Below are 13,166 nucleotides of genomic sequence, written 5' to 3'. Positions count from 1 at the left end.
CCGATTCTTATTTGTATTTTTGCGGCAATGGGAACACAAGTAGATTTAGGGATAAAAGGTTACAAGAATTACGGTATACATTTGCGGGAAAAATATAATGGGCAACGCGTATTTAAAGTAATTGTTGATGGTGGCTTTACTTGCCCAAATAGAGATGGAAGCAAAGGTTACGGTGGTTGTACCTATTGTAATGTAGATTCTTTTACACCCGAACCTTCCCGTAAAAATCCAAGTATAAAAGATCAGCTTGCTGTTGGTATGGATAGAGCTAAAAAAAACTATCGGGCCGATAAGTTTATTGTTTATTTCCAGCCAAATACAAATACCTATGCGCCAGTACATTATTTAAAGATGATGTACGATGAAGCCCTTTCTATAAATACCGAAGATATTGTGGGCTTTGCTGTTGGTACACGTCCCGATTGTATTGACGCCGAAAAGGTAGCTTTATTAGAAAGTTACACTGATAGGTTTGATGTAGATTTAGAAATGGGCATGGAATCTATTTATGATGAAACCTTAAACCAAATAAATAGAGGCTGTAGTCACAGCGAATTTGTAGAAGCGGTAAAATTGTTAGAAAACAGCAAACTTGATTTATGTGTGCATACCATTTTTGGTTTCCCATGGGAAACCCGGGAAATGATGAAAGGCTATATTAATGAAATAAACCGTTTTCCACAGATAAAATTTGTGAAGTTTCACCATTTACATGTTGTAGAAGGCTCAATAATGGGTGCTAAATATAAAAAGCAACCTTTTAAACTGTTTACACTCGAGGAATACACAGATTTGCTTTGCGAACTGATTCCATTATTAAGGCCTGACATCGTAATTCAAAGACTTTTTGGAATTTCTGACTGGGATTTGCTGATTGCGCCCAATTGGGGCTTAAATAAATCAGCAATTCAAACCTATATGGATAAAGAGATAGAAAAAAGAGGCGTTATTCAAGGTTCTCAATATTTAGAGAATATTTAGAATTTTATCGTAATAATTGATAAAACCCGCAAAATTTGCGGGTTTTTTTGTTTTAAAGATGTTTTTGATGATAATTTTTCACATAAATCTGTTAAAATTCTATAATTTATAAAAATAACTCGTTTTTATTTTTCGTAAAATACCTTGATAAAATTTACTCTTTTTTAGATATATATCATTTTTAACAACATTATTTAATTGTTTTTATAAAAATTTACAGTTTTTGTTAAAAATATTTGATTTAATAGTGTAAAAATTACAATATGTCGTACTTTTAGGGAAACGATTATGAAAATAATATAATATTTATTAAACCAAACAAAATAAACTTAAAACTATGGGTAAAATTTTAGTAAAACAGTATGCGCCATTCGTTATTCTAATGGTTTTCGCAGTTTTGTCGCTATTTGTTCCTCTACTTCCTAATTTTGATGAAGGAAAATACAGCGGACCAGATATCGCTTTCATTTTAATTGCTGCTGCTTTAGTATTTTTAATGACACCAGGCCTTGCATTCTTTTACGGAGGTATGGTTCATCGTAAAAATGTTTTATCAACCATGATTAAAAGTGTGGTTGCAGCAGGTGTTATTACAGTATTATGGATAGTTGTAGGTTTTAGTTTAGCTTTTGGAGATACTATCGGTGGCTTTATAGGTGACCCATCAACCTTCTTCTTCTTTAAAGGCGTAAATTCTGGCGCTCCACATCTTCAGGGTGGTGCCGATTTAACTATTCCGCTTTCTTTATTTGCAGTTTTTCAATTAATGTTTGCCATTATTACACCAGGCTTAGTTGTTGGCGCCGTTGCAGAACGTATCCGTTTTACATCGTATATTTTATTCATCGTTTTATTCGCAATTTTTGTTTATTCGCCTTTAGCGCACTGGACCTGGCATCCACAAGGTTTCTTGTTAAAAATGGGTGTATTGGATTTTGCAGGCGGAACAGTAGTACACATTTCTGCTGGTATGGCTGCATTAGCCGGAGCATTAGTTTTAAAACGTAGAAAATCTCATTTAGAGCATAAAGAAGTTCCGCCGGCAAATATTCCTTACGTATTAATTGGTACAGGTTTATTATGGTTTGGTTGGTTCGGTTTTAATGCAGGCTCTGCATTAGGTGCAGGTAGTTTAGCCGTTTCAGCTTTCTTAACTACAAATACAGCTGCAGGTGCAGCAGGATTATCCTGGATGTTTTTCGATGTAGCAAGAGGTAAAAAACCTTCAGTTTTAGGTTTCTGTATCGGTGCGGTTGTTGGTTTGGTAGCCATTACTCCAGGTGCAGGTTTTGTTAGTATTCCATCAAGCATTTTTATTGGTGTAATTGCTGCGGTAATTTCTAACCTTGTTGTTTCATGGAAGCAAAAAACCAGTTTAGATGATACATTAGACGTTTTCCCTTGCCATGGTGTTGGTGGTATTGTTGGTATGTTATTAACTGGTATTTTTGCAACCAAAACAGTTAATGCAGCCGGAGCCGATGGTTTATTATATGGTAATCCAGCATTCTTTATTACGCAGCTAAAAGGCGCCGTAATTGTAATCGCATTCAGTTTCGTTGTATCATTTGTAATCTTCAAATTAGTTAACCTTATCAATCCAATCAGAGTATCAGATGAGGAAGAGGAAATGGGTCTTGATGCATCTCAACACGATGAGAAATATACACAAGGTACATTATTGGTTGATGAAAGAGCAGCATACATTTCAAATCATGCGCCTGCTCAGGAAGCCCTTTAAAAAGCATTAAATATTATCTAAACACATTCATAGCTCAAACATGAAAAAATTATTATCAGCCATATTTGGTATGGCATGCACTACGTGTGCCCTGGCTCAAGAAACTCCCACGTCGCCACTAGAATTTTCAGGATCGGTAGATACCTACTATAAATACGATTTTGCGAAAAGACCAAACATTCCAACATCTTTTGTTTCTGATCACAATTCGGTTTCTTTAGGGATGCTAGATTTAGTGTTGAAGAAAAAAACGGACAAAGCATCTTTCGTTGGTGAGATTTCTTTTGGTCCCAGAGGTCAATCTCAATCTATTCCAGATGCAGCCGCTAATGGTTCGTCATTCCATATCCAAAATTTATACGTTAACTACGATTTTTCGGATAAGTTTGCCATGACTGCAGGTTACATGGGTACATTTATAGGTTATGAAGTTATTTCTCCGGTAGGAAATTTTAACTACTCAACTTCTTACCTTTTTACTAATGGTCCATTCCAAAATGCTGGTATTAAAGCAACCTATAAATTTTCTGATAAAGTTAGTTTAATGGCAGGTTTGTTTAACGATTGGAATTTGTACAGCGCAACCAGAGGTGTATCTAGTGTTGGTGGCCAATTAATGATTTCGCCGCTTGAGGGTTGGACCGCTTACATTAATGCTTTAACAGGTGCAGACCCATACGGTTATGGTACCATTGTAGATTTAACCACTTCATACCAAATTACAAAAGCTTTTAAATTAGGTTTAAATGCAGCAAATTATGATATGGCTGATGATGCAGGCGGTTATGCAGGTGTGGCTTTATACCCGCAGGTAGCAGTTGCTGATGCGGTAACCTTAGGTTTAAGAGGTGAATATTTTAAAAATAAAGATGTTGGCGCAACACCTGGTACAGCTTATACAGGCTTAACTTTAACAGCAAATATAAAATCTGGCGGTTTAACCTTTATACCTGAGGTTAGGTTAGATCATAATGGCGATAAACCATTTTTAAACAAAACCGGTGGTGCTGCTCCAAATGCTGGTCAGTTTTCTTTAGCTGCTGTTTACGCTTTTTAAAAGAATAGTTTCTCTCCAAATAATGCCGCCGGTTAATTTAAGCCGGCGGCTTTTTATTATCTTTATTTATTATGAAATACAGCCTGATTTTACTTTTCTCAATCCTCCTATCAAGTGCGTTTGCACAACAAAAACAATTTACTGTGGATGAACGCGGAAAATATGTGCACTATGAAGTTGTTGAAACGAAAGTTGGTAAGGACAGTTTGGTAAGCAGAGCTGAGCGATTCATAAAATCGAATAAAAGATCTTTTACAAAATTTACCAAAACAGATAGTTCTGTAACTTCAAATGGTAAAATGATAATTGATAAAACCATTTTGGTGGCTTCGCATCCAAGCGGAGAAGTTAATTATGTTTTTAATTTTGAGGCTAGAGAAGGAAAATACCGTTATTGGATTACGGATTTGGAATACATTCCTTATAATAGAAATAGGTATGGAAACTATGTGGCCACTACAAATATTGCCACACCATTAGAGAAAGCACCTGGAAAACTATCTGCCGGAACATGGAAAGATATTTTAGAAAGTGTTTACTCAAAAGCGACCAGCCTGGGCGAAAATTTTAAAAAGACTTTGGCTACAGTTCAGGTCGAAAATCAACCCAAAAAGGCACAAAGTATTTCTACTAAAAAATGGTAAAATCTTAAATTTTGCCAAATAGTTCTTCAACTTTCTTATAACGGAAGCTGAATATCTCGTTAATTTTTTTTGAAACCATTATTTCATTGGCTATTGTTCCAATAAAGCCATAACCAATTGCGTAGTGTAAAATATCATGCATTAAAACGCCGCCATCGATGGCTTCGAAACGATGAAGATGGTGCCAAAATGCAAAAGGACCAAAGCGCTGCTCGTCGATGAAGTATTCCTTATCTTTTACATGCGTTATTTCAGTCATCCAGTTTAGTTTTATACCCAATAATGGCGAAACCTTATAAGTGATAATCATACCCGGAAACATTTTTTCATCCTTCTTTATAGGTGAAGTAACATCAAATGTCATGCTTTCGGGCGTAATTTCAGCCAAATTTAAGGGCGATGAAAAGAAATCCCATGCGGTATCAATATCCACTGGGATTTTTTGAGTAAATTCTATGCGGTAAGTTTTCAATTTTAAATTTATAGCTAAACAGCAAAAAGTATATTTTGTTGTTGTTTCTGTAAATTTATGTTCTACTTATTTAGTGCACCATTTTATCTGCACATGTCGAGCTTGCAAATGCTTCTGGTTTCGCCTTAAAAATAAAACCCATACTTAATATGTAGCCCATTGCATCATTTAATGCTTTGTTCGATTTAAATGATGGATTGGTATTAATATCTGCATGCACTTCCAAAGCAACATCATAAATATCAAGCAAATCGCAAATGGAATAAGCCGTTTCTATTGATTTTTGAACTTCCATCAGCATGCGTTCTTTAATACTTACTTGCTGAGTAGATTTTTCCTGGTGGATGTACATGAAACCACCGTGATGTTCTCTCAATAAAACGATAACAGTTGCAAAATCGGTTGTTGTTCCTTTAACTTGAGAATCTGTACCAATACAAACTTTAAGTTTGTAGCCATTTTCTGTTTCTCTGATAATTGCTTGTTCTACTTCTTCGAGGATGCTCGTTTGGATTACTTCGCCACTAAATTTCTTCCAGGTCATAGTTGTGGTATTTTGAGTTTAATTCCAAAAGTTTATCTTCTGGAAGCAAATGGTAATCTGGTTTTTATAAAATTAAGAGATGAACGTTAAATTTGCATTAATAAAAAGTTGTTTATTTGCTAACAAAATATTAGTTATCAACAAGTTAGTTATTATTTTTAAGCCGTTTTAAAATATTTGCAACAATTTTATTTTAATAAGCGTTTGTATTATATAATACATTTTAAAATCTTATTGCCATGAAAGCAGAACTTATTCAAGAATTGCAATTGTTACAACACAGTAGGGCTAATAAATTTACTGGTGATTTAGCTGAGAAAATTAGGTCATCAGTTGATGCTGTTAATGAGAAAGTTATAAGCTCAATGTCTAAAAGAGGGCAAATGCTCATGTTGTTAGAAAAGAAACTCAGCGTTTCATTTATCAGAAGGTTAAAGAAAATTTTCTAAAACTCTTATCTGTAGTTAGCAAAATTGTAAATGCTTATCTTTGGCGTAATGGTAGAACATGCGCTAAAAAGATTAAACATTACCGCTTTAAATGAGATGCAAAAGGCAGCTCTCGAAGCTTCAAAATTGGCTAAGGATATTGTTTTGATTGCACCAACGGGTTCAGGCAAAACGCTTGCATTTTTGTTACCGTTAATTTCTAAGCTCAAGCCTACTGCGAAAGGTGTGCAGGCACTTATTTTGGTGCCATCAAGGGAACTGGCTTTGCAAATTGAACAGGTTTTTAAGCAGATGGGCACAGCTTTTAAGGTAAATTGCTGTTATGGAGGGCATTCTGTTCGAACAGAAAAAAATAATTTAAGTCATGCGCCTTCTGTTTTAATTGGAACACCCGGACGAATTGCCTATCACCTTGAATATCAAAATTTTGACGAGTCTACGATTGAAACTTTGGTTTTAGATGAATTCGATAAATCGCTGGAATTTGGCTTTGAGGCCGATATGTCTTACATCATTAAGTCTCTTTTATCTCTCAAAGAAAGAATTCTTACTTCAGCCACTAAAATGGATGAAATTCCCTCTTTCGTACAGATAAATGCGCCAGTTGAAATAGATTTTTCAGCGAATAAAGATGTTAAGCCTGATTTAAAATTAAAAAAAGTAACGGCGCCGGCGGCTGATAAGCTCGAATTCCTTTTTAAACTTTTAACTAAAATTGGTGATAAGAACACTTTGGTTTTCTGTAATCACCGTGAAACCGTAGATAGAATTAGTGATTTGCTTTTTGAGCAGGGTTTAGAACATGAGGTTTTTCATGGTGGGATGGAGCAAGATGAACGCGAAAAATCGTTACTTAAGTTTAGAAACGGTAGTTTAAGAATTTTGATAACAACTGATTTGGCCGCACGTGGATTGGATATTCCCGAAGTTGAACATATAGTTCATTACCAATTGCCATACACAGAGAATGCCTACATCCACAGAAACGGCCGAACAGCAAGAATGAATGCAAAAGGTACGGCTTACGCCATGTTAACTGAAGAAGAAAATTATAAATATTTACCAGAAAACATTGATGAGGAAGATTTAACTGATTCATACAGATTGCCAAAATCAAGTGAATGGATTACGCTTTATCTATCTTACGGTAAAAAAGATAAAATAAATAAAATTGATATTGTTGGTTTATTTTTGCAAAAAGGCAAGTTGCAGAAAGATGATTTAGGCCTGATTGAGGTTAAGGATACATCAAGTTATATTGCCGTAAAACGAGATAAAGTAGAAAATCTTTTAAATATACTTAGCGGAGAAAAAATTAAAGGCAAAAAAATGAAGATAGCTGTGGCGAGTTAATTGGTTCATTGGTTCATTGGTTCATTGGTTCATTGGTTCATTGGTTCATTGGTTCATTGGTTCATTGGTTCATTGGTTCATTGGTTCATTGGTTCATTGGTTCATTGGTTCATTGGAAAAAAAGACAAACAAGTTAGCGATTCAATCATTCAAAATTCATTCATTCAAAATTAAAACATGAGCAATAACGATATATTAAAAAAACTGAGAGTAGCACTTTCATTAAAAACTGAAGATATTATTACAATTTGCGATTTGGTAGGTTTTAAAGTAACCAAAGCTGAGTTAGGTGATATTTTCCGCAATGATGACCATGAAAATTTTAAGCCTTGTGGCGATCAGATTTTAAGAAACTTCTTAAACGGTTTGGTAATTTATAAAAGAGGTCCGAGAGAAGAAAAGAAATAGTTTTTAGCGATTCAATCCCAAATCATGAAAATAAAATTAGCGGTCATTTTTCTTATTCTCGCCATCAATTCCTCATTTGCTCAAACCGCAAAAGAAGATTTTTCTGATGATTGGGCTAACTTATCAAAATATAAAAAGGAAAATTCTGAAATTGGCTTGCCAAAAAAAGGAGAGAAGCGAGTTATTTTTTTAGGCAGCTCTATTTTTGAGTTTTGGAAACAGAAAGACCCTGAATATTTTATTAAAAATGCTTACGTAGATAGGGGAATTAGCGGACAATTATCGCCACAACTCTTGATTAGGTTTAGGCAAGACGTTATTGATTTAAAACCTAAAGCAGTAATTATTTTAGCTGGTAGTAATGATTTAGCAGGAAATAAAGGTCATGTTTCTAACAAGATAATTTTGGATAATATAAAAAGCATGACTGAACTGGCAAAGAAGCATCGCATTAAAGTTATTCTTTGCAAGTATTTGCCTATTTACGAATATCCCTGGAATAAAAGCTTAAAGAGTGTTGCTGAACAAATTATCTCTTTGAATGAAGAAATTGTTGCTTACGCCGATAAAGAAAATTTAACAATTTTAGATTATTTTTCGCCTTTGGCGGATGAAAGAAACGGACAAAAGGCAGAATATACAACCGACGGCGTTCATCCAAGTTTAGCAGGTTATAAGGTTATGGAAGTAATAACTGACGAAGCCATTAGAAAAACTATAGGTAAGTAGCATAAAAAAACTCCCGATTTTAATCGGGAGTTTTTTATTAACCTAATTTTTTATAGCGAATGCGTTTCGGTGTAACATCACCCAAACGTTTTTTTCTGTTTTCTTCGTAATCAGAATAATTTCCTTCGAAAAAGTAAACTTCAGAATTACCTTCGAAAGCTAAAATGTGGGTACAAATTCTATCTAAAAACCATCTATCATGACTAATTACTACAGCGCAACCACCAAAATTTTCTAAAGCTTCCTCCAAGGCACGTAATGTATTAACATCGATGTCATTGGTTGGCTCATCCAGTAAAAGTACGTTGGCGCCTTTTTTCAATGTAATTGCTAGGTGTACGCGGTTACGTTCTCCGCCAGAAAGTATGCCAACTTTTTTCTGCTGGTCGCCGCCATTAAAGTTAAATTTTGAAACATAAGCACGTCCGTTAACAGCTTTGTTGCCTAATTGGATGTTATCTAAACCATCGGTGATGTTTTCATAAACAGTTTTATCTGCATCCAAATCGTTGTGCATCTGGTCTACATAGCCTAATTCAACAGTTTCACCAACACGGAACGTTCCGTTATCGGCTTCTTCCTGGCCAGTAATTAAACGGAAAAGTGTGGTTTTACCAGCGCCATTCGGGCCAATAATACCTACAATTCCTGCTGGCGGAAGTGCAAAGTTTAGATTATCAAAAAGAACTTTATCTCCGTATGCCTTTGTAACATTTGTTGCCTCGATTACAACATTACCTAATCGTGGTCCGGCAGGTATGAAGAGCTCTAATTTTTCTTCTCTTTCCCTTCCATCTTCCGAAGCTAATTTATCGTAATTGGCAATACGTGCTTTAGATTTTGCGTGGCGGGCTTTTGGCGCCATACGTACCCATTCCAGCTCACGCTCCAAAGTTTTCTGGCGTTTGCTTTCCGTTTTTTCTTCCTGAGATAAACGTTTTGCTTTTTGCTCCAACCAGCTGCTGTAATTTCCTTTCCACGGAATACCTTCACCACGATCTAACTCTAAAATCCAGCCAGCAACATTGTCAAGGAAATACCTATCGTGGGTAACTGCAATAACTGTACCTTCATAATTTTGCAAGAACTGTTCTAACCAATCAATACTTTCAGCATCCAGGTGGTTGGTCGGCTCATCCAATAATAAAACATCCGGATGTTGTAAAAGCAAGCGGCACATTGCAACACGACGACGCTCACCACCTGATAATACGCCAATTTTGGTTTCAGGATCAGGACAACGTAAGGCATCCATTGCTCTTTCCAATTTCGAATCAATTTCCCAGGCACCTAAAGCATCAATTTTATCTTGAAGCTCTCCTTGTTTGGTCATCAATTTATCCATCGCATCAGGGTCAGAGTAGTTTTCCTCTAAACCAAATGCCTCATTAATTTCTTCGTATTCTTTTAAAATTGCGGTTACTTCAGCAACACCTTCTTCAACAATTTCACGTACAGTTTTTTCTGGGTCGAGGATTGGTTCCTGAGCTAAATAACCCACAGAATAACCCGGAGAGAAAACAACTTCTCCTTGATAAGCCTTATCTAAACCAGCAATAATTTTTAGTAAAGATGATTTACCAGAGCCATTTAAACCGATAACACCGATTTTGGCACCGTAAAAAAATGATAAATAGATATTTTTTAAAACCTGTTTTTGTGGTGGATAAATCTTATTTACTCCAGCCATTGAAAATATTATCTTCTCGTCAGACATGCTTGTTTTTTGTAGTATTTAAAATAAATATTCTTTTGATGCCATCTTTATTAATTTGAAGTGCAGAGTGGCTTCAACACCCACAAAGATAGAAACAACGAGCCTATAAAAAAGTAGTTTCTAAATCTATTTAGCTAACAATCTGATTTAAATGATATCCATAAAAAGAGCATGTTTCAGCTTATAAAACATGCTTTTTAATAAGTTGTGTTATTCGAAATAGCTTACTTCAATAATTACAACGTTATCTTAAAGCATAACCAAATTAGTGGCAGTCGAAGCCCCAAATTATGCCAATTTTAAAAAGCTATAATAGTGTTAGGCTAGTTGGTTTAATATTCCTTTCGGATAATATACGCTAAATAACAAGTAGTGATTTAGCAATTTTATTAATACTTTGCATTGTAAATCAATTACTTGTTATGAGCCAATCCCTAAAATTTTACTCTTTTATTTTTTGCTTAAGCTTAATTTTATCTTCTATTCAAACATTCGCACAAAAATTATCTGCTTACGATTTAACCATCGATATGTTGGATAATCCGCTTAATATTGATAACGCAAAACCCGGCTTCAGTTGGAAAATCAATTCTAACAAAAAGAATACATATCAAACCCGTTATGATATCCGTGTTTCAAATACGCCATCATTTAAAAAAATTATATGGCAGCAATCAAACGCAAACCAACAATCGGTATTTGTTCGTTATAATGGCGAAAAATTAGCATCTAAAACAAAATATTTTTGGCAGGTTCGTTTAAAAGATAATCATGGAAATACTTCGGCCTGGTCTGAAATAAAATATTTTCAAACCGGTTTAAAGCCCGAAGATTGGCAAGCAAAATGGATTACTGTTCAAGGAAAGGACACTTCTTCTATAATTCCGTTTTTACGCAAGCAATTTGCACTTAAAAAGGATGTAAAATCTGCTACAGCTTACATCACAGCAAAAGGATTATATGAAGCGAATTTAAACGGTGCAAGAATTAGCAGTGATTATTTCACACCCGGCTGGACCAGTTATAAAAATCATATCCAGTATCAGGCTTATCCAATAACTACCCTAAAAAAAGGGCAAAACGTTATCGCAGTTTCATTGGGAGATGGTTGGTATAAAGGCAGAATTGGTTTTTCTAACCAAAGCAAATTTTATGGTGATACAAGAGCTTTGCTATTGCAAATTGATGTAGAATATACCGATGGAACCAAAGAAATTGTGATAAGTGATGATAGTTGGAAAAGTACAAACGGGCCAATTCTGGCATCCAATATATATGATGGCGAAACCTATGATGCCCGAAAAGAATTAAATGGCTGGGATAACCTTGGTTACAAGGAAAGTGATAACTGGAAACAGGTGCGCATTTTAGAGAATGGGCCAGAAAAATTAGTTGGCATGAGCGGACCTGCTGTGAATAAACATGAAGAATTTAAAGCCTTAAAAATTTTTAAAACACCACTTGGCGAAACTATTATAGATTTTGGTCAAAACATGGTGGGTTGGGTAAAGGTTACCGCGAATGGTAATTCAGGAACAAAAATTACTTTAAGCCATGCCGAAGTTTTAGATAAAAATGGTAATTTTTACACAACAAATCTGCGTTCTGCAAAGCAGCAAAACAACTATATTTTAAAAGGAAAGGGTACAGAAATATTTGAACCTCATTTTAGTTTTCAGGGATTTAGATTTGTGAAAGTGGATGGCTATCCGGGCGAATTAAAGTTAGAAAACTTTACCGCAATAGCAGTTTATTCAAGCATGTCACCAACAGGAAACTTTACAACATCAAACCCTTTGCTAAACCAACTGCAACACAATATACAGTGGGGACAAAAAGGAAATTTTGTAGATGTGCCTACCGACTGCCCGCAAAGGGATGAGCGTTTGGGCTGGACAGGCGATGCCCAGGCATTCGCAAATACTGCTGCTTATAATATGGATGTTTCTTCATTTTTTACGAAATGGCTAAAAGATGTTAGCGCAGATCAGCTTCCTAATGGCAGCGTTCCGTATGTTATCCCAAATGTACTTAACCAGAGTGATGCCGGCTCTGCAGGTTGGGCCGATGCCGCAACAATTATTCCATGGTCTATGTACCAATCTTATGGTGATAAAAATATATTAGAAACCCAATATCAAAGTATGCAAAAATGGGTAGACTACATGGCAAGTCAGGCTAAAGATAATTTGTGGAATACTGGTTCCCATTTTGGTGATTGGCTTTTTTATCGCCCTAATGATGATAATGACGGTAGGGCAGCGGTTACTGATAAATACATGATTGCGCAAACCTTTTATGCAAATTCTGTTCAACTTTTAATAAATACCTCAAAAGTTTTAGGTAAAACCGAAGAAGTAAAAAAATATACTGCGCTTTTAAATAATGTTAAGAAAGCCTATGTACAAGAATATATGACACCTAGCGGAAAGCTTGTTTCAAATACGCAAACCGCTTATGTTTTAGCTTTACAATTTGATATGCTTCCAGAAAATCTGCGCCAGCAGGCTGCCAAACGTTTGGTTGATAATGTTAAAAGTTATGGTAACCACCTTACAACCGGGTTTTTAGGTACACCTTATTTATGTCATGTGCTCAGCAGATTTGGATACCAGGATGTTTCATATAATTTATTGTTGCAAGAAAGTTATCCCTCATGGCTTTATCCGGTAAAAATGGGCGCTACTACAATTTGGGAACGTTGGGATGGAATTAAGCAAGATGGTTCGTTCCAAACTGCGGATATGAACTCTTTTAACCACTATGCTTACGGTGCAATAGGCGATTGGATGTATAAAAACATTGCGGGTATTTGTTCAATTGAAGAAAATCCTGGCTATAAAGTTTTTGAAATTGCGCCAAAACCAGGAGGGAAGCTAACGAGTGCTACTGGTGAATTGGAAACCGTTTATGGTAAAATAAAATCATCATGGGAAATCGCAAATGGTGTATTTAAGCTAAATGTTACGGTGCCAGTAAATGCTACTGCAATAGTAACTTTACCGGGAAAGGATAAAAAAGAAAAAATTGGTTCAGGAAGTTATAGTTTCGAATCGAAATATAAATATTGA

The 13,166-nt window shown here is 35.4% G+C and carries 12 protein-coding genes; 9 read left to right on the top strand and 3 right to left on the bottom strand.

Annotation, left to right across the window (positions count from 1 at the left end; all coding sequences use genetic code 11):
- The first annotated feature begins 27 nt into the window (after positions 1-27).
- The 4 genes from LUA86_RS12450 (at position 28) to LUA86_RS12435 (ending at position 4,423) form a co-directional block, all read left to right on the top strand.
- Entirely contained in the window at positions 28-981 is a 954-nt protein-coding gene (locus tag LUA86_RS12450) for a TIGR01212 family radical SAM protein (protein ID WP_231463180.1), read from the top strand.
- Between the two features lie 337 nt (positions 982-1,318).
- Positions 1,319-2,722, top strand: coding sequence for an ammonium transporter (locus LUA86_RS12445; protein WP_231463178.1), 1,404 nt, complete (start codon positions 1,319-1,321; stop codon positions 2,720-2,722).
- A 40-nt stretch (positions 2,723-2,762) separates the two neighbouring features.
- Entirely contained in the window at positions 2,763-3,779 is a 1,017-nt protein-coding gene (locus tag LUA86_RS12440) for a porin (protein ID WP_231463176.1), read from the top strand.
- Between the two features lie 71 nt (positions 3,780-3,850).
- A complete protein-coding gene (locus LUA86_RS12435) occupies positions 3,851-4,423 on the top strand; it encodes a hypothetical protein (protein WP_231463174.1) in 573 nt (190 codons plus the stop codon).
- A 4-nt stretch (positions 4,424-4,427) separates the two neighbouring features.
- Here LUA86_RS12435 and LUA86_RS12430 read toward each other — a convergent pair whose 3' ends face one another.
- Positions 4,428-4,895 (bottom strand): SRPBCC family protein, encoded by a 468-nt coding sequence (locus tag LUA86_RS12430; RefSeq protein WP_231463172.1) that lies wholly within the window; start codon positions 4,893-4,895, stop codon positions 4,428-4,430.
- 70 nt (positions 4,896-4,965) lie between these two features.
- Positions 4,966-5,439, bottom strand: coding sequence for a ribonuclease H-like YkuK family protein (locus LUA86_RS12425; RefSeq protein WP_231463169.1), 474 nt, complete (start codon positions 5,437-5,439; stop codon positions 4,966-4,968).
- Positions 5,440-5,678: 239 nt separating this feature from the next.
- Between LUA86_RS12425 and LUA86_RS12420 the strand changes: the two genes are divergently transcribed.
- The 4 genes from LUA86_RS12420 (at position 5,679) to LUA86_RS12405 (ending at position 8,378) form a co-directional block, all read left to right on the top strand.
- The gene (locus LUA86_RS12420; RefSeq protein ID WP_231463167.1) at positions 5,679-5,888 is read left to right on the top strand and encodes a hypothetical protein; all 210 of its coding nucleotides are present in this window, start codon (positions 5,679-5,681) and stop codon (positions 5,886-5,888) included.
- A gap of 30 nt (positions 5,889-5,918) precedes the next feature.
- Entirely contained in the window at positions 5,919-7,241 is a 1,323-nt protein-coding gene (locus LUA86_RS12415; RefSeq protein WP_231463165.1) for a DEAD/DEAH box helicase, read from the top strand.
- A 177-nt stretch (positions 7,242-7,418) separates the two neighbouring features.
- A complete protein-coding gene (locus LUA86_RS12410) occupies positions 7,419-7,649 on the top strand; it encodes a DUF1456 family protein (RefSeq protein ID WP_123205800.1) in 231 nt (76 codons plus the stop codon).
- 24 nt (positions 7,650-7,673) lie between these two features.
- Positions 7,674-8,378: a GDSL-type esterase/lipase family protein gene (locus LUA86_RS12405; RefSeq protein WP_231463163.1), complete on the top strand. Its 705-nt coding sequence runs from the start codon at positions 7,674-7,676 to the stop codon at positions 8,376-8,378.
- Positions 8,379-8,415: 37 nt separating this feature from the next.
- Here the strand turns inward: LUA86_RS12405 and ettA are convergent, their stop codons facing one another.
- Complete coding sequence (ettA, locus tag LUA86_RS12400; RefSeq protein ID WP_231463161.1) at positions 8,416-10,095, bottom strand: energy-dependent translational throttle protein EttA; 1,680 nt, start codon at positions 10,093-10,095, stop codon at positions 8,416-8,418.
- A gap of 422 nt (positions 10,096-10,517) precedes the next feature.
- Here ettA and LUA86_RS12395 point away from each other — a divergent pair, with 422 nt between their 5' ends.
- Positions 10,518-13,166, top strand: a complete 2,649-nt coding sequence (locus LUA86_RS12395; RefSeq protein ID WP_231463159.1) for a glycoside hydrolase family 78 protein — start codon at positions 10,518-10,520, stop codon at positions 13,164-13,166.

This window comes from Pedobacter sp. Leaf132, assembly GCF_920984695.1.
Lineage (GTDB): Bacteria > Bacteroidota > Bacteroidia > Sphingobacteriales > Sphingobacteriaceae > Pedobacter.
Note: the sequence above shows the minus strand (reverse complement) of the source record. Positions and strands in the feature narration are given on the sequence as shown.

Coding starts and splice junctions, on each gene's coding strand:
- LUA86_RS12450 (WP_231463180.1), top strand. CDS start 28: ATGGGAACACAAGTAGATTTAGGGATAAAAGGTTACAAGAATTACGGT.
- LUA86_RS12445 (WP_231463178.1), top strand. CDS start 1,319: ATGGGTAAAATTTTAGTAAAACAGTATGCGCCATTCGTTATTCTAATG.
- LUA86_RS12440 (WP_231463176.1), top strand. CDS start 2,763: ATGAAAAAATTATTATCAGCCATATTTGGTATGGCATGCACTACGTGT.
- LUA86_RS12435 (WP_231463174.1), top strand. CDS start 3,851: ATGAAATACAGCCTGATTTTACTTTTCTCAATCCTCCTATCAAGTGCG.
- LUA86_RS12425 (WP_231463169.1), bottom strand. CDS start 5,439: ATGACCTGGAAGAAATTTAGTGGCGAAGTAATCCAAACGAGCATCCTC.
- LUA86_RS12420 (WP_231463167.1), top strand. CDS start 5,679: ATGAAAGCAGAACTTATTCAAGAATTGCAATTGTTACAACACAGTAGG.
- LUA86_RS12415 (WP_231463165.1), top strand. CDS start 5,919: ATGCTTATCTTTGGCGTAATGGTAGAACATGCGCTAAAAAGATTAAAC.
- LUA86_RS12410 (WP_123205800.1), top strand. CDS start 7,419: ATGAGCAATAACGATATATTAAAAAAACTGAGAGTAGCACTTTCATTA.
- LUA86_RS12405 (WP_231463163.1), top strand. CDS start 7,674: ATGAAAATAAAATTAGCGGTCATTTTTCTTATTCTCGCCATCAATTCC.
- ettA (WP_231463161.1), bottom strand. CDS start 10,095: ATGTCTGACGAGAAGATAATATTTTCAATGGCTGGAGTAAATAAGATT.
- LUA86_RS12395 (WP_231463159.1), top strand. CDS start 10,518: ATGAGCCAATCCCTAAAATTTTACTCTTTTATTTTTTGCTTAAGCTTA.